This window comes from Bacillus cereus group sp. MYBK5-2, from assembly GCF_051915685.1.
GTDB classification, from domain to species: Bacteria; Bacillota; Bacilli; order Bacillales; family Bacillaceae_G; genus Bacillus_A; species Bacillus_A cereus.
On the sequence record NZ_JBQAFE010000001.1, the window covers coordinates 521,814 to 538,813 of the forward strand.

Genomic DNA, 17,000 nt, shown 5'->3' on the forward strand with positions numbered 1-17,000 from the left:
TGTTCGATGGGAGAGATTAAGATGCTGAAAAGACCGCGTAATTTTAAAAAGATGCTTATATTGCCGTGTATGTGTTCTATTACGTTTTATTTAGGATCTCAAATTATGACGCATACAGAAGCGGCGTTCATTCATGAAACGAAAGTAGAAGCGACGCTTTCTACAGCAATTATATTTCCGAAAACAGTTAATACGTTAAAAGAGCAATCTGAGAAACATAAACAGTTTATTGAGCGTGAGTATGGAACGATGAAGGGGAAATCGAAAGCAACTTCTATTGAAGAAATAAAACAGGCGATTTCTGTATGGCAACAAGGGCGTGAGAAAATTGTTGCTGAGAAGGAAGCTCTGCAAAATGTATATACTGAAATAGAAGCTCCTTACAATCAAATACAAGAAGAATTAAAGGTAAATAAAGATGAGTCGATGCAGCAAGTGTCCATATATGTAAATGAAGGCTTTCGCAGTATCAAAGAGAAGCGTGACTATATTGAGAAAGAAATTAGCTTGAAAGCTATTGATGAGCAAATTCAGGCTCTTCAGCAACAATTAAACGTTGCAATTGAAGCGGAAGGACAAAAGAAAGTAGAAGAACAAAAGAAAGCCGAAGAACAAAAGAAAGTAGAAGAACAAAAGAAAGCCGAAGAACAAAAGAAAGTAGAAGAACAAAAGAAAGCCGAAGAACAGAAGAAAGTAGAAGAACAGAAGAAAGTAGAAGAACAGAAGAAAGTAGAAGAACAGAAGAAAGTAGAAGAACAGAAAAAAGTAGAAGAACAGAAAAAAGTAGAAGAGCAAAAGAAAGCGGAAGAACAGAAAAAGCTAGAAGAGCAGAAGAAAGCGGAGGAACTGCTTTAGTGAAACAGCTAGAAAACAAGAATGTGGTGTAAGAGAGAGTGAACGAATAAGCAAGACTAGTAATATTTATACGAGTGTGAGGGAACGTTAGCCCTCACCTCTTTGTTTTTCTTTTTTCTTATAGTATTAAATGATTTGAGTGTGAAAAAAGTTATAAATTATCATCATTTTTTTCTGAAAAGTCTAAATAATATTGAGAAATAAAAATAACTGAAAATATTAATAAATATGTGTTGTGTTTATATAGGGTTGTTCGTTATAATGAACATAAGGTTTTTAAAAAAGAACACATATTAGCTAAGCTAATATAGTTTTCTTTACATCTCTTATTGAAAAATAAGTGATAAAAATATAAAAAAAAGCTAGGGGGAATTGATTGTGAGTCTGAAAAAGAAATTAGGTATGGGAGTTGCATCAGCAGCATTGGGGTTAGCTTTAATTGGTGGAGGAACATTTGCATTCTTTAGCGATAAAGAAGTATCAAACAATACATTTGCAGCTGGGACGTTAGACCTTACATTAAACCCTAAGACGCTTGTAGATATTAAAGATTTAAAACCAGGGGATTCTGTTAAGAAAGAGTTCTTATTACAAAACAGCGGTTCGTTAACTATTAAAGATGTTAAATTAGCAACAAAGTATACTGTTAAAGATGCAAAAGGTGATAATGCTGGTGAAGACTTTGGTAAGCACGTTAAAGTAAAATTCCTTTGGAACTGGGATAAACAAAGTGAGCCTGTATACGAAACAACTTTAGCAGACTTACAAAAAGTTGATCCAGATCTTTTAGCTAAAGACATCTTTGCTCCTGAGTGGGGAGAAAAGGGTGGATTAGCAGCTGGTACAGAGGATTATCTATGGGTACAATTTGAATTTGTAGATAATGGAAAAGATCAAAATATCTTCCAAGGTGATACATTGAATTTAGAATGGACATTCAATGCTAACCAAGAAGCTGGGGAAGAAAAATAATAAAAAAGCGGGTATCCCCCGCTTTTTTTATAAAGAAAAAGAAGTGCTACTTGTAAGCACTTCTTTCTATTTATTATTTTGCTTCCACTTTGTAAATTCAAGAAATTCACGAAATTGTTCTTTGGAGACACCAGAGTTCATTGCATCTTTAACGAGTTGTGTCCATTCGGAGTCTAGGTTAGTTTCCTTTGTTGTTTCATCATGAAGTAAAGTATCAACTGGAATTTGTAGAACTGCTGCGATCTTTTCAAGAAACTGAATGGAAGGGTTTTTTTGTAAATTTCGTTCTATAGAACTAATGTAAGATTTAGCAACGCCAGCTTTTTCGGCAAGTTCAGTTAATGAAATCCCTTTTTGTAAACGAAGGCGTTTTATACGTTCTCCAATCATATTTGCGCACCTTTCTATCAATATGTAGTTGTCTTATGATGTCATTATTATAACATAAACTTCGTTAAAAAGAACAAACCTATTGAGCCTGACTGGATGGCTTCATACGTTGGAAAAATTGCTCGATGTCTTGCATGGCGATACCGGCATCTAGAGCTTCAAGTATTAAATCAATCCATTCTTGATCCAGTGCGTCTGTCTTATCTTTGTACAAATGTAATTCCTCCCTAATTATCGGTCATAATTGCTGCTACAGAATACATGATAATGCAATTGGATTTTGTGTTTTATATAGTGAATTATCAAATATTGTGTAGATGAAACAAAGATAAAAACCCCATTAAACTCCCTCTATGGAAATTATAAATTGTTCGATAAAAACTTTCAATATTTTCAGAAAACATTGTTGAATTGTGATATATTCGTATGCTAACTATGAAATTTTTACAAATATATTAAAAATATTACATAATATGACTAAATATTGAAAAAATATTGAATTTTTAATAAAATTCAATTTGTAATACATATTATTTATTAGGGGAGGAAATAAGGGATGAACAAGAAACCGTTCAAAGTTTTGTCATCAATCGCTTTAACAGCTGTATTAGGCCTTTCATTCGGGGCTGGCACTCAATCTGCATATGCTGAAACGCCTGCGAATAAAACGGCTACGAGCCCAGTTGATGATCACTTAATTCCGGAAGAACGTTTAGCAGATGCGCTAAAAAAACGTGGGGTAATTGATTCGTCAGCTTCAGAGAAAGAAACAAAGAAAGCTGTCGAAAAGTATGTAGAGAACAAAAAGGGTGAAAATCCTGGGAAAGAAGTACCGAATGGGGATCAACTTACGAAAGAAGCATCTGATTTTTTAAAGAAAGTGAAAGATGCGAAAGCAGACACGAAAGAAAAATTAGATAACCCTGCAACAGGAACACCTGCAGCGACAGGCCCAGTTAAAGGCGGTCTAAATGGTAAAGTACCAACTTCTCCAGCGAAACAAAAAGACTATAACGGTGAAGTTCGTAAAGATAAAGTACTCGTTTTACTTGTAGAGTACGCTGACTTTAAACATAATAATATCGACAAAGAGCCTGGATATATGTATTCTAACGATTTTAATAAAGAACATTATGAAAAAATGTTATTTGGCAACGAGCCGTTTACATTAGATGATGGAAGTAAAATTGAAACGTTTAAACAATATTACGAAGAGCAATCTGGTGGTAGTTACACAGTGGACGGAACAGTTACAAAATGGTTAACAGTTCCTGGTAAAGCTGCTGATTACGGTGCAGATGCTGCTAGCGGCGGTCATGATAATAAAGGACCAAAAGGCCCACGTGATTTAGTAAAAGATGCATTAAAAGCAGCTGTAGATAGCGGTCTTGATCTATCAGAGTTTGATCAATTTGATCAATATGATGTAAATGGTGATGGAAATAAAAATCAACCGGATGGTTTAATTGATCACTTAATGATTATTCATGCAGGTGTTGGACAAGAAGCAGGTGGGGGTAAATTAGGTGATGATGCAATTTGGTCACATCGCTGGACAGTTGGACCAAAACCATTCGCAATTGAAGGTACACAAGCGAAAGTTCCATATTGGGGTGGAAAGATGGCAGCGTTCGACTACACAATTGAACCAGAAGATGGAGCAGTTGGTGTATTCGCGCATGAATATGGTCATGATTTAGGTTTACCAGATGAGTATGATACACAATATAGCGGTGCTGGTGAGCCAATTCAAGCTTGGTCTATCATGAGTGGCGGAAGCTGGGCTGGTAAAATTGCAGGTACAACACCAACGAGCTTATCACCACAAAATAAAGAGTTTTTCCAAAAAACAATCGGTGGTAACTGGGCAAATATCGTAGAAGTAGATTACGAGAAATTAAATAAAGGTATCGGCCTAGCAACATATTTAGACCAAAGTGTTACGAAATCTAACCGTCCAGGTATGATTCGTGTTAACTTACCAGACAAAGATATAAAAACAATTGAACCGGCATTCGGAAAACAGTATTACTACAGCACAAAAGGTGATGATCTTCATACGAAGATGGAAACACCACTGTTCGATTTAACAAATGCAACGACTGCAAAATTTGACTTCAAATCATTATATGAAATTGAAGCAGAGTATGATTTTCTTGAAGTACACGCTGTAACGGAAGATGGTCAACAAACGTTAATTGAAAGACTTGGTGAGAAAGCAAATAGTGGAAATGCAGATTCGACAAATGGAAAATGGATTGACAAATCATATGATTTAAGCCAGTTCAAAGGTAAGAAAGTAAAATTAACATTTGATTACATTACTGATGGTGGTTTAGCATTAAATGGTTTCTTACTTGATAATGCTTCATTAACAGTAGATGATAAAGTAGTATTCTCTGATGACGCAGAAGGTACGCCACAATTCAAATTAGATGGTTTTGCTGTTTCTAACGGAACAGAGAAGAAAAGCCATAACTACTATGTTGAGTGGAGAAACTATGCTGGTTCAGATAACGCGTTAAAATTTGCACGTGGTCCAGTATATAACGCTGGTATGGTTGTATGGTATGCAGATTCAGCTTACACAGATAACTGGGTAGGTGTACATCCAGGACACGGTTTCCTAGGTGTAGTTGATTCTCATCCAGAAGCAATTGTAGGAACTTTAAATGGTAAACCGACAGTGGAAAGTAGTACGCGATTCCAAATCGCAGATGCGGCGTTCTCATTCGATAAAACGCCAGCTTGGAAAGTTGTATCTCCAACGCGTGGAACGTATACGTATGATGGTTTAGCAGGTGTACCGAAGTTTGATGATTCTAAAACGTATATTAATCAACAGATTCCAGATGCAGGACGTATTTTACCGAAGCTTGGTCTGAAGTTTGAAGTAGTAGGACAAGCTGATGATAATTCTGCAGGTGCTGTTCGTTTATATCGTTAATACTGTAAAACTACCGAGAGATTTTCTTTCGGTAGTTTTTTTGTGAGCAATGAATTTTATATAGCTGAAAAAGTCATATATAATGTAACCTTAAGAATAGAAATTTGTTATATATGAAGTCTATATAAATAATGAAAGAATTGGATAAAAATAGTGGGAGAAGGTGAGTGAATGAGTATTTCCTCTATTGTAAGTAGGCAAAAGGAATATTTTTTAAAAGGGCATACGAGAAGCATCGAAATGAGAAAGAATAATTTGAAGAAGCTTTATGAAGGCATTCAGCATTTTGAAGAAGAAATATTTCAGGCATTGAAATTAGATTTAAATAAGTCAGTTCACGAGTCGTTTACAACGGAAGTTGGATATGTATTAAAAGAAATTTCCTTTCAATTGAAACATATTTCATCGTGGAGTAAACCGAAACGAGTTCGAACAGCACTTACTCATTTGGGGTCAAAAGGAAAAGTAGTGCCAGAACCGTATGGTGTGACGCTTATTATTGCACCGTGGAACTATCCTTTTCAATTAGCAATTGCACCACTTGTAGGAGCACTGGCAGCTGGAAATACAATCGTTTTAAAGCCGTCAGAGTTAACACCAAGCGTTTCAAAAGTGCTTAAGAGAATGTTAGATGAATTATTCCCAGAAGAGCTTGTAGCGGTAGTAGAAGGTGGCGTTGAAGAGAGTACATCTTTGCTGAGGGAACCATTTGATTATATTTTCTTTACTGGTAGTGTTGGCGTTGGAAAAGTTGTAATGGAAGCAGCAGCGAAACAGTTGACGCCGCTCACTTTAGAACTTGGCGGGAAAAGTCCTTGTATTGTACATAAAGATGCAAAGATAGAGATGACAGCAAGAAGAATTGTTTGGGGTAAGTTTTTAAATGCAGGGCAGACGTGTGTAGCGCCAGATTATATGTATGTGCATTCTTCCGTGAAAGAAAAGCTAATTGAGGCACTGCGACATGAAATTATAGAGCAGTATAGTAAAGAACCTTTGCAAAATGAAAATTATGTGCGTATTGTAAGTGAGCGTCATTTTGAACGATTATGTGGATTTTTACAAGATGGTCAAGTCGTAATTGGTGGAAACTATAAGAAAGATACATTACATATTGAACCGACAGTACTAGCGGATATTACATGGAAAGATACTGTTATGGAAGATGAAATTTTTGGTCCGATTTTACCAATCATAGAGTACGACAACATAGAAGATGTAATTGGCACAATCCAGCAACATCCGAAGCCGTTAGCGTTATATGTATTTTCTGAAGATAAAGAAGTACAAAAGAAAGTGACGAGTAATATTTCATATGGTGGAGGCTGTATTAATGATGTTGTCTATCATCTTGCCACGCCATATTTACCTTTTGGGGGTGTTGGAAGTAGTGGATTAGGGGGTTATCATGGGAAAGAAAGTTTTCGGACTTTTTCACATTATAAAAGCATTTTAGCCCAATCTACAGCATTCGACATGAAAATTCGTTACTCTTCTACAAAAAGTGCTTTAAAATTCATACGAAAGTTGTTAAAATGATGATGGTGTTTATCAGTAGGCGTAGCCGTATGATAATAGCCCCTTCGCAATGGAAGGGGTTTTTCTGTTCGACGTTATGTATCATGCGAAAATGAATCAAACATACTACATAACGAATAGAAACGAACGCTTGTTAAATAACCATTTTTGTTTGGATCGAAACAAAAAATAGTCTATAGAACATAAATATTTATTCATGAATATAAAAATTTAAAATTTAAGGTAGATAGGACGGGAAAATGAAAAAGATTATTAAAGTTGAAGCAGTTGAAAAACATTTTGGAAATCAAGTGATTATCCCACCTCTTTCTTTAGATATTAAAGAGGGAGAGTTTTTAACAATTTTAGGGCCGAGTGGCTGCGGGAAAACGACTTTACTTCGTATGATCGCAGGATTTGAAACTCCAACTAAAGGGAATCTTTTATTAGATGATGAAAGAATTAACGATTTGCCGCCATATAAGCGTCATATGAACCTAGTGTTCCAACATTACGCACTATTCCCACATATGACAGTAGAGAAGAATATTTGTTTTGGTATGAAAATGCAGAAAGTATCAGCAGCAGAGCAGAAAGAGCGTGCTGAAGAGGCAATGCGTTTAACGCAGTTACTTGAGTTCCGTAATCGTAAACCTGCGAAGCTTTCTGGTGGACAACAGCAGCGTGTTGCAATTGCAAGAGCGATTGTAAATAATCCGCGTGTATTACTATTAGATGAGCCACTTGGAGCGCTTGACTTTAAGTTACGAAAAGACTTGCAACGTGAATTGAAAAACTTACAACGTAATTTAGGAATTACGTTCATATACGTAACGCACGATCAAGAAGAAGCAATGAGCATGAGCGATCGTATTGTCGTTATGAATAAAGGACATATCGAACAAATCGGAACGCCGAAAGAAATTTATAATAAGCCGAAAACATTGTTCGTTGCGACATTCATCGGTGAAAATAATATTGTGAAGAACGGGGAAGGCTATGTAGCAATTCGCCCTGAAAATGTAAAAGTACGTTCGGTTGAAGAACCAATTTTAAAAGAATATCATCTTGGACATATTGAAGATATTGAGTTTGTCGGAAATATGGAGAAGATTTATGTACGTGATGAGAAAACATCAGAATTACTAATGGCATATCAAACTGCTGAAGAGGCAGCGCAGTGGAGCATTGGAGATAATGTATATGTAGGCTGGGAGCAAGAGGACGAGGTGACCTTAAATTGAAAAAAGGGAAATTACTCGCACTACCTACAGTCGCGTGGCTGTTAATTTTCTTCCTAATCCCGCTCGTATTCGTATTAGGATTCGCCTTCATGCAGCGCGGAGCTTACGGGACAGTAGAAATGCAATTTACGCTGGAGAATATATCCCGTGTATTTGATCCATTGTACTTAGGAACGTTATGGGAAACTGTTAAGATCGCAGTTATTACAACAGTAATATGTTTATTAATTGGTTATCCGTTTGCGTATACAATTACAATTGTTGACCGTAAATATCGCTCTATTCTTTTATTATTGGCAACGATCCCGTTTTGGATTAACTTTCTTGTTCGTTCATACGCATGGATTGTTATTTTACGTTCACAAGGTCTTGTGAATACGTTGTTATTAAAGCTTGGCATTATTAGTGAACCGTTAAATTTATTATATAATACTCCTTCTGTAATACTCGGAATGGTCTATTCTTTATTACCATTTATGATTTTACCAGTGTATGCAGCAATTGAGCAGCTGGATAAGCGTAAGCTAGAAGCGGCTTATGATTTAGGAGCAACACCAATAAAGGCATTTTGGAATATAACAGTGCCGATGACGATGTCAGGAATTGCGACTGGTTCTATTTTAGTATTCGTTTCTTCTATCGGAATGTTTGTTGTATCAGACGTGATGGGCGGATCGAAAGTAGCATTAATCGGAAACGTTATTCAAAATCAATTCTTAGGTGCACGTGACTGGCCGTTTGGATCTGCGTTATCGATTATCGTTGTTCTATTCTCTGTTCTGTTAATTTACTTATATTATCGTGCAACGAAAGTATATAAATATAATGAGAACGGAGGGGAATAGGCAAAGATGAAGAAGTTTTTAGTTTCTTATTCTTGGTTAATTTTGTTATTCTTGTATTTTCCAATGATGGTTTTAATGGTCTATTCTTTCAACGACTCTCGCATTAATGCGGAGTGGGAAGGTTTTACATTCCATTGGTATACAGATTTATTTCAAAAACAAGATGTTATTGATGCATTTGTAAATAGTATTACGATTGCAGTTATAACAACGATTGTGACAACAGTACTTGGTGTATTCTTTGCAATTGCTTTGCATCGTTATAAATATCGTTTCGAAGGGGCTATTAATGGCCTTGTATATTTACCAATTTTAATTCCTGATATTTTAATGGGATTATCTTTACTAATTCTTTTCAGTCAGTTAGGAATGGAACTTGGACAAACAACGATTATTATTGCACATATTACATTTAGTATTTCGTTTGTTGTTGTTATTTTAGCTGCGCGTCTTTCAAGTATGGGACGTGACTTAGAAGAAGCTGCAAATGATCTAGGAGCAACGCCTTGGCAAACGTTTCGTTATGTAACGTTCCCAGCAATTGCACCGGGAGTTATTTCGGCAGCATTATTAACATTCACATTATCAATTGATGATTTTGTAATTAGTTTCTTCGTATCAGGACCAGGATCAACAACATTGCCACTATACATTTACAGTATGGTTAAGCGCGGAGTATCACCAGAAATTAATGCTCTTTCTACAATTTTAATTGTTGCTATCGTAGGATTAATGGTTCTATCTGAAATCTTCCGGAACAAAGGTGCAGATGGTGAAGAAAACTCTGGAGGACACCTTCCTTTATAATACGAACGATATAGAAAGTACAAGGGGGTAATAAACCGATGAAATTAATGAAAAGAATAGCTGGCGCAGCAATTAGCTTTAGCCTTGTTGCTGGTGTGCTTGCTGGTTGTGGTGAAAAGAAAGAAGAATTAAATATTTATAGTTGGGCTGACAATTTTGATGAGCAAGTGCTAAAAGATTTTGAAAAGAAGTATAATGTGAAAATTAACTATGACAAGTACGCAAGTAATGAAGAAATGCTTGCGAAATTACAAGCTGGTGGCGCAAAGTATGACTTAATTCAGCCGTCGGATTACATGGTTAAAACAATGGCGAAAATGGACTTATTAGCGCCGTTAGATAAAAAGAATATCCCGAATATCGAAAATATGGTTTCTAATTTTAAAACACCTGCGTTTGATCCAGAGAATAAATATTCTTTAGTGTACACTTGGGGTGTAACAGGGATTGCATACAATAAAAAGTATGTGAAAGAAGCACCTACAAGCTGGGCGGACTTATGGAATGAGAAATATAAAGGACATGTAACGTTACTGAACGATTCTCGTGAAGTATTAGGAGTGGGTCTTAAGAAGCACGGGTTCTCAAACAGTACGAAAGACGATGCACAATTAAAGACAGCAGCAGATGATTTAAAGAAGCTGCTTCCAAACTTATTAGCATTTGATACAGATAACATTAAACAAAAATTCATTACAGAAGATGCTTGGATCGGAACAGTTTGGTCTGGAGATGCAGCATTTATCGCAAAAGATAATAAAGATGTAGAATATGTTGTACCAAAAGAAGGCGGCACAATTTGGGCTGATACGTTAGCAATTCCAAAAGGTGCAAAACATAAAGAGCTTGCTGAGAAATTTATGAACTACTTACTAGATGAAAAAGTAAGTGTGAAAAACTACGAGTCAATTGGTTACAGTAATCCAAATGAAAAAGCTCATCCTCTTCATAGTAAAGAATACCGTGATAATCACATGATTTTCTTAACGAAAGAAGAGTTAGATCGTACAGAATGGCTTGTTGATGTAGACGATAAGTTAAAAGACTATGATCGTTACTGGACAGAGCTAAAAACAAAAGGTAAATAAGCAAGGAAATGCGGTTTCTAAAGTAGAAATCGCATTTTTTCATAGTAGGAGGAAATCGTTTGAAGAAGAAGTTACATCAGTATGAGGTAATGTGTATCGGTTTGTTATTTGCTGTATTTGGTATTGTTGCTTGGCGCGTACATGCAGGTGGCGTTACAGTGATGGATACATATGTCCGTGGATTAGTAAGAGGGCTACAAACGGAAAGTTCTCTTACATTTTTCTCGTACTTTACAAAATTGGGATCAGCAATTGGGATAGTCGCTACGCTCGTTATAAGTTTGCTTGTTTTTTGGAAGAAGCGTTATTATGCTGCGATGATTGTATATCCAATGGGAATTTTAATAACACATCTTGTGAATAAAGGGATAAAAGAGATTGTAAAGAGAGAACGTCCGTCATTAAATGAAGCGCTAGATGCACTTGGATATAGTTTTCCTAGTGGACATGCAATGTTATCGATTATGACATTTGGATTTCTTACTTATATCATTGCTGCTAATTTGAAAAGCGTAGCTGGGAAATGTGTCACAACGATTTTGATGGGTATAGTAATTCTATCGATTGGATTAAGTAGAGTCATTTTAAATGTACATTACCCAACTGATATTTTAGCTGGTTACTGCGTAGGTGGTATTTTGTTAATTATCGCGATTTACTACCATCGTTTACTTACTGAGAGATTAGGGCTTAATAAAGAGAGATAGAAAAACGTCTGGAAAAACTATTATTATAGTTTTTCCAGACGTTTTTTGTTTATATCAAGATGTGATACAGTATAAGTGACAATTGAATTATGTAAAGTAGGTGAAAATGTGTGAAGACAAATGTACATAAAGTTGATAAGTGGGGGAAGTTAGGAGCCTTTTTGTATCAGTTTCGTTATACAGTAATTGTAGCGTTACTGTTGCTCGCAATCGCACTTGGGATTTTTGCTCCAAAGCTACCGGGAGTATTAGGTGGTGACGGTTTCCAAACGGAAGGCGACTATCAAAAAACGAAAGAAATTTTAGATAAAGATTTTAAGAAGTCTCAAGATACGCTGCTGCTCGTTTTTGAGAAAAATAAAGATGCTTCGCATGAGGAATTTAAAAAGCGAATAAATGAAATTGTAAAGAATGTTCAAGAGAAAGAGAACTATGAATCTTTCCATCACCCAATCCAAAATAAAGAAATGCTACAAGATGACATCGGCTATGCGACAATTTTATTTTCCGGGAAAACAAATAAGGAACGAATGGAAAAGACATTACAATTTGCTGATGAGATTGAGAAAGAAAGTAATATAGCATTAAAAGTAACACCTACAGGGTTTCCGAAAATTAATAAAGAGATTAATGAAAGAACGCAAAATGATTTAAAAGTAGCAGAGATGATTGGATTACCAATTGCGTTTCTTGTATTACTATTTTCGTTTGGTAGTCTTTTGGCATCAATTTTACCGATTTTGAATGGGGCGCTTAGTGTTATTAGTACGATGGGTATATTGTATTTCATCGGTGTTGATAAAGAACTATCTATTTTCGTGTTAAACGTTGCACCGATGATTGGACTTGCATTATCTATTGATTTTGCGCTATTATTTGTGAACCGTTTTCGAGAGGAAGTTGCTAAACGAACGGTAAAAGAAGCGATAGCAATTACATATCAAACGGCAGGACGTGCGATTGTATTTTCAGGATTATGCGTATTTGTTGGGTTATCCGGTTTGTTTTTCTTTAAGATAGATTATATTCAATCTGTCGCGATTAGCGGAATGATTGTTGTCATTATGAGTATTTTATTCTCACTCACACTTCTTCCAGCACTATTATCGTTAATCGGTAAAAGAATATTAAAAAAGAATCAAGTAGCACATACGCCGGCAAAAGCATGGCGTAAATTTGCACAATTTGTGATGAAACATCCAATTGCAATGATTATTGTTGTTACAACATTTATTGTTATTTGCTTATTACCGTTACGTACAGCTAATTTGCAGTTCTCTGGTGTTGAAGCTTTACCTGAAAAGAGTGATACAAGGATTGCATATGAAAAGTATGAAGAAGCATTTAATGAAACTGTCAAAACACACGCTGATGTTACATTAGTTGTAGAGACGAAAAAAGATATGAAAGAAAAAGAAAGTCTACAAAAGATAGAAGAAGTCGTTCAAAAGTTAAAAGATGATAAGAAAGTACATGAAGTAAGAAGTTTATACGACGGGTTAACTGGAATGAAAGCAGATCAAGTTGTTGGAATGTTGCAGTCGCCAGAATCAGCGAAACTAACTCCTGTATTTGAAGCATACACGCAAGGGAATAAGACGACGATAGAAATCTTTTTGAAAACAAAACCACGTACAGAGACTGCAAAACAGTGGGTACGTGACTTTAAAAAGAACTATAAAGAAACGGATGTTACGTATTATCTAGGCGGAATGACGACGTTTCAACAAGAATTAGAAGATGAAATTAAAGATAAAGTTGTAATTGGTATGTCTGTTATATTTGGATCGACCTTTGTTATATTATTATTTGCATTCCGATCTATACTCATTCCAATTAAGGCAATTGTTATGAATATACTTAGTTTAAGTGCAACCATTGGAATTGTTGTTTGGTTATTTGAAGGTGGTCATTTCGGTTTAGAAGCAAGTCCGGTTCTGTTTGTCTTACCAATCTTCATTTTTGGCCTCGTATTTGGGCTTAGTATGGATTATGAAGTATTTCTTATTTCACGTATTCATGAGCTCTATGAAGAAACAGGAGATAACGATCAAGCAACGTTAGAAGGGCTCGTTTCAACAAGTAGAATTATTACATCAGCTGCTTTAATAATGATTGTCGTAACTGGTGCATTCGCATTTACTGATATTTTACCAGTAAAGCAGATGGGTCTTGGCGTTGCATTAGCAATATTTCTTGATGCAACAATTATTCGTCTTATGCTCGTACCAAGCTTAATGAAGTTATTTGGAGACTGGAACTGGTGGTTACCATTTCGAAAAAAAAGAGAAAAAGCATCATAAAAGATGCTCATCAATATGATGAGCATTTTTTATGAATAGCAAAGCCTACATTTTGCAAATAGTATGTGATAAGAACATTACATAATGAGTAGGTGAAGGCAATGTTTCGTTATTTTAAGTTTAAGTTAAATGATACAGTACAGTTTGCCGAGAACGATGGGCATATGTATCGCATTGTCGGTTATCGGTTAGAAAAAGGGTTTTATCCAAAAGATGAATGGACTCATATCATTTATGAACTACTTAGAGAATTTGACGGGTATACGATGGATGCAGAAGAGGAAGAACTTGTAAAGGTCGTTCAAGTAGAGGATGAGTATTACAAAATACAAGAAGTATCAGGTTATCGCTATCCAGTAAAAATGAAACAAAAACAACAAGTGATGAAAATAGAAAAGATGGACGATTTATTAGATGCTTACAATGATTATAAAAGGTTGGCGGATTTCTTTAAAGATTTATCGTATGAACAAAAAGCTGAAGAAGTATTGTTAGAAATGAAAAGACTTAGAGCTTGAGGGGCAGTCTATTATAAGACTGTCCTCTATTTTTGACGGTGCATCAAAGTGTGTTTTCCGTTACAATGAGAGAATCAATAGAAATAAGGTGATAAACAGTATGGAAACAAAGAAAAAGGGTGAATGGTGTGAAATTACCGTTCCAGCTAAATGGAATGGTATAAGTATTGAATCGGTATTAAAAGTAGAATGGGAAATACCGAAAAAGCTATTACATCAGCTTCGTATGGAAAAAGGTGTTACGGTTAACGGGGAACAAAGAAGATGGAATGAGCTTTTAAAAGAGAACGATAAGTTACAAGTCCATATGTTTGCGGAGGAAGAGTACGGTGTAGATCCAGAATATGGTGAATTACATGTAGTATACGAAGATGATCACGTACTTATCGTAAATAAACCAGAGCAAATGGACACGCACCCTGCTGAAAAAGGTGGAACCGGGACGCTTGCAAATCTTGTTGCTTTTCATTTTCAAATGCAAGGTTTAGAGACGAAGGTGCGTCATATTCATCGTTTAGATAAAGATACGACAGGTGGTGTCGTGTTTGCTAAGCATAGAATTGCTGGTTCAATTATGGATCGCTTATTAATGGAAAGAAAAATTAAAAGAACGTACGCAGCGCTCGTTGAAGGGAAAGTAAAGAAGAAAAAAGGAAAGATTGATGCTGCTATCGGAAGGGATCGCCATCATGCTACAAGGCGTCGTATTTCTCCAAAAGGTGACCAAGCTATCACATATTATAAAGTAGAAAAGTATTTTAAGAAGCAAAACACGACTTTCGTAACGTTACAATTAGAAACGGGTAGAACACATCAAATTCGTGTTCATATGAGTCATAATGGTAATCCATTAGTTGGGGATGTATTATATGGTGGACAAACAAAATATATGTCCAGTCAAGCATTGCATGCGATGAAGATAAATTTCTTGCATCCAATTACGAAAGAAGCGATTGAAGTTGATGTGCCGTTTCCTACAAAGTTAAATAATAAAATAAAAGAATTTCAAAAAGAAAATGCGTAAAGTATAAGTTTTAACTTGAAAAAAGTAGATTTTTGCAGGGATTTCTCTAAAAGAAGCGAAGCCGTTAAGAGAAAAGAGAGGTGAGAATCACTTGATTAAATATAAGTATGTACTGGGAATATTTTTCGCTTGTCTTTTACTTACTCTATTTCTCTATCCCTATTTACCAAATCGTATGGCAGTACATTGGAATGTAAATGGTCAGCCAAACGAGTTTATGAGTAAACAAGTCGTTGTAGCATTTATTCCCTGTTTTATTATTTTTTCATATGGATTTTTGTATATTATTTCACATAATATATTTAAGTTTAATGAAAGAGAGCATGGTATTATAGGCGGATTTATAAAGAAAATTACGTTATTTATGTTGTTTATTCATACGCTTATCCTCTTTATTAATTTTGGGGATTTGATATCCTTTCAAACAGGATTAACGATTGGGATTAGTATGTTTCTTTTTATGCTGAGTAAAGAATTTAAGAAAATAAAAGGCAAAGAAAAAGAAAAAGATCCAATTAAATTACAAAAAATTTGTTTAGTGAGTAGACGGATTTTTCAAGTGATGGCATGTGGCATATTGTTTTCATTGTTTTTGAACTTAGAGTGGGGATTTTATGTATTGCTTAGTGTAATAAGCTGTGGATCTATGTTGTTTATGTTATATATTTTCTATTCATACATAATAGAAAGCTATGAAACTTAAAAAAGAGTCTTCTCATTATGAGAAGACTCTTTTAATCTATTTACTTCGTAATAAATTGTTGTGTCCAGTAGTTGCCGCTTTCTACATAACCAACACCGATGTGAGTGAAGCCGTTATTTAAGATGTTTGCACGGTGTCCAGCGCTGTTCATCCAAGCTTGTACTACTTCTTCAGGTGTACGTTGACCTTGAGCGATGTTTTCACCTGCAGATGTATAAGAAATACCAAATTTCTTCATCATGTCAAACGGAGACCCGTATGTAGGGCTGTTATGATCAAAGTAGTTGTTTTTTTGCATATCTTCAGACTTAATACGTGCTACTTTGCTTAATTCAGTATCGATTTTTAGTGCTGGTAAGCCTTGTTTTGCACGCTCAGCGTTTGTTAATTCAACAACACGTTGTTCAAACTCGCTTAAAGATTTTGCTTCTTCAGCAGGCTTTTGCTCAGCTGGTTTTTGCTCAGCTGGTTTTTGAGTATTGTTGTTTTCAGCAGGCTTTTGAGCTTCTGGTTTTTGAACTTCTTCAGCAGGCTTTTGCTCGGCAGGTTTTTGCTCAACTGGCTTTTGAGTTTCTGGCTTAGCTGTTGGTTGCTCAGTTACAACATTTTCAGTAGGTTGTTGACCAGGAATGAAGCAGTTTGGTTGGAAGTTTCCTTGTTGCCATTGTGCTAATGATTCAACTCCCATAGATTGTAAGAATGCTTGTAATTCTTGTTGGCTCATTTGTTTCATCATTACTTTTGAATGCTGAATATTTTGAACCTTTACGTTAGATGGTTGTACTGTTGCAGCTTGTGCATCTAGAGAAGATACTCCTAAAGTAAGAGCTGTTGCAGCAGCTACAGATAATAAAACACGCTTTTTCATGATGTGTGTCCCCCTATATAAAGTTTTAATTTGTTTTCACACGATTTGTTTTTGACAGCCTGTCTGACTGACAAATTCATCGTAGCATACAATTTGCGAGAAAAAAGATGGAAAAAAATTCATAGACTTTAAAATTACCTAATTTATCCTAAGAGAAGAAGGGAGTAAAAATAAGAGAAATATAGAGTATAAAAGGAATTTATAGTGTTTT

16 protein-coding genes are annotated in these 17,000 nt (G+C 35.5%); 13 read left to right on the forward strand and 3 right to left on the reverse strand.

From position 1 onward, the window contains the following. The first annotated feature begins 21 nt into the window (after positions 1-21). Positions 22-855 carry a DUF4047 domain-containing protein gene (locus ACTFP3_RS02865; protein WP_149215060.1) on the forward strand — a complete coding sequence of 278 codons (834 nt, stop codon included), beginning with the start codon at positions 22-24 and terminating at the stop codon, positions 853-855. A gap of 378 nt (positions 856-1,233) precedes the next feature. Then, positions 1,234-1,827 carry a biofilm matrix protein CalY gene (gene calY / locus ACTFP3_RS02870; protein WP_000053714.1) on the forward strand — a complete coding sequence of 198 codons (594 nt, stop codon included), beginning with the start codon at positions 1,234-1,236 and terminating at the stop codon, positions 1,825-1,827. A gap of 66 nt (positions 1,828-1,893) precedes the next feature. On the opposite strand, the gene ACTFP3_RS02875 is transcribed toward calY, so the two are convergent. Both ACTFP3_RS02875 and ACTFP3_RS02880 read right to left on the reverse strand, forming a co-directional pair. Next, positions 1,894-2,217, reverse strand: a complete 324-nt coding sequence (locus ACTFP3_RS02875) for a helix-turn-helix domain-containing protein (protein WP_000578884.1) — start codon at positions 2,215-2,217, stop codon at positions 1,894-1,896. A 79-nt stretch (positions 2,218-2,296) separates the two neighbouring features. Beyond that, positions 2,297-2,431: an anti-repressor SinI family protein gene (locus ACTFP3_RS02880; RefSeq protein ID WP_000276219.1), complete on the reverse strand. Its 135-nt coding sequence runs from the start codon at positions 2,429-2,431 to the stop codon at positions 2,297-2,299. A 342-nt stretch (positions 2,432-2,773) separates the two neighbouring features. On the opposite strand from ACTFP3_RS02880, the gene inhA1 reads away from it, so the two are divergent. The 11 genes from inhA1 (at position 2,774) to ACTFP3_RS02935 (ending at position 15,921) form a co-directional block, all read left to right on the forward strand. After that, complete coding sequence (gene inhA1 / locus ACTFP3_RS02885) at positions 2,774-5,164, forward strand: M6 family metalloprotease immune inhibitor InhA1 (protein WP_001035937.1); 2,391 nt, start codon at positions 2,774-2,776, stop codon at positions 5,162-5,164. 171 nt (positions 5,165-5,335) lie between these two features. Continuing rightward, on the forward strand, positions 5,336-6,703 hold the full coding sequence (locus tag ACTFP3_RS02890) for an aldehyde dehydrogenase (protein WP_000028370.1): 1,368 nt from the start codon (positions 5,336-5,338) through the stop codon (positions 6,701-6,703). A 239-nt stretch (positions 6,704-6,942) separates the two neighbouring features. Continuing rightward, the gene (gene potA, locus ACTFP3_RS02895; RefSeq protein WP_049107432.1) at positions 6,943-7,926 is read left to right on the forward strand and encodes a spermidine/putrescine ABC transporter ATP-binding protein PotA; all 984 of its coding nucleotides are present in this window, start codon (positions 6,943-6,945) and stop codon (positions 7,924-7,926) included. Next, a complete protein-coding gene (gene potB / locus ACTFP3_RS02900) occupies positions 7,923-8,771 on the forward strand; it encodes a spermidine/putrescine ABC transporter permease PotB (RefSeq protein WP_000715500.1) in 849 nt (282 codons plus the stop codon). Before potA ends, potB begins: the two co-directional genes overlap by 4 nt. Positions 8,772-8,777: 6 nt before the next feature. Continuing rightward, entirely contained in the window at positions 8,778-9,578 is an 801-nt protein-coding gene (gene potC, locus ACTFP3_RS02905; protein ID WP_000714192.1) for a spermidine/putrescine ABC transporter permease PotC, read from the forward strand. A gap of 38 nt (positions 9,579-9,616) precedes the next feature. After that, the gene (gene potD, locus ACTFP3_RS02910) at positions 9,617-10,666 is read left to right on the forward strand and encodes a spermidine/putrescine ABC transporter substrate-binding protein PotD (protein ID WP_000772485.1); all 1,050 of its coding nucleotides are present in this window, start codon (positions 9,617-9,619) and stop codon (positions 10,664-10,666) included. A gap of 59 nt (positions 10,667-10,725) precedes the next feature. Further along, positions 10,726-11,373, forward strand: a complete 648-nt coding sequence (locus ACTFP3_RS02915; protein WP_000727792.1) for a phosphatase PAP2 family protein — start codon at positions 10,726-10,728, stop codon at positions 11,371-11,373. A 110-nt stretch (positions 11,374-11,483) separates the two neighbouring features. Beyond that, positions 11,484-13,676, forward strand: coding sequence for an MMPL family transporter (locus ACTFP3_RS02920; RefSeq protein ID WP_440009276.1), 2,193 nt, complete (start codon positions 11,484-11,486; stop codon positions 13,674-13,676). Between the two features lie 101 nt (positions 13,677-13,777). Further along, positions 13,778-14,194 carry a hypothetical protein gene (locus ACTFP3_RS02925; RefSeq protein ID WP_000490301.1) on the forward strand — a complete coding sequence of 139 codons (417 nt, stop codon included), beginning with the start codon at positions 13,778-13,780 and terminating at the stop codon, positions 14,192-14,194. Positions 14,195-14,294: 100 nt separating this feature from the next. After that, a complete protein-coding gene (locus tag ACTFP3_RS02930; protein WP_000448349.1) occupies positions 14,295-15,218 on the forward strand; it encodes an RluA family pseudouridine synthase in 924 nt (307 codons plus the stop codon). 91 nt (positions 15,219-15,309) lie between these two features. Then, positions 15,310-15,921 (forward strand): DUF1648 domain-containing protein, encoded by a 612-nt coding sequence (locus ACTFP3_RS02935; protein ID WP_006917704.1) that lies wholly within the window; start codon positions 15,310-15,312, stop codon positions 15,919-15,921. Between the two features lie 40 nt (positions 15,922-15,961). Here ACTFP3_RS02935 and ACTFP3_RS02940 read toward each other — a convergent pair whose 3' ends face one another. Next, positions 15,962-16,789, reverse strand: a complete 828-nt coding sequence (locus ACTFP3_RS02940; protein WP_000747596.1) for a CAP domain-containing protein — start codon at positions 16,787-16,789, stop codon at positions 15,962-15,964. Positions 16,790-17,000 lie beyond the last annotated feature (211 nt).

Coding starts and splice junctions, on each gene's coding strand:
- inhA1 (WP_001035937.1), top strand. CDS start 2,774: ATGAACAAGAAACCGTTCAAAGTTTTGTCATCAATCGCTTTAACAGCT.
- potA (WP_049107432.1), top strand. CDS start 6,943: ATGAAAAAGATTATTAAAGTTGAAGCAGTTGAAAAACATTTTGGAAAT.
- ACTFP3_RS02940 (WP_000747596.1), bottom strand. CDS start 16,789: ATGAAAAAGCGTGTTTTATTATCTGTAGCTGCTGCAACAGCTCTTACT.
- ACTFP3_RS02890 (WP_000028370.1), top strand. CDS start 5,336: ATGAGTATTTCCTCTATTGTAAGTAGGCAAAAGGAATATTTTTTAAAA.
- ACTFP3_RS02865 (WP_149215060.1), top strand. CDS start 22: ATGCTGAAAAGACCGCGTAATTTTAAAAAGATGCTTATATTGCCGTGT.
- potD (WP_000772485.1), top strand. CDS start 9,617: ATGAAATTAATGAAAAGAATAGCTGGCGCAGCAATTAGCTTTAGCCTT.
- ACTFP3_RS02875 (WP_000578884.1), bottom strand. CDS start 2,217: ATGATTGGAGAACGTATAAAACGCCTTCGTTTACAAAAAGGGATTTCA.
- ACTFP3_RS02925 (WP_000490301.1), top strand. CDS start 13,778: ATGTTTCGTTATTTTAAGTTTAAGTTAAATGATACAGTACAGTTTGCC.
- potC (WP_000714192.1), top strand. CDS start 8,778: ATGAAGAAGTTTTTAGTTTCTTATTCTTGGTTAATTTTGTTATTCTTG.
- ACTFP3_RS02930 (WP_000448349.1), top strand. CDS start 14,295: ATGGAAACAAAGAAAAAGGGTGAATGGTGTGAAATTACCGTTCCAGCT.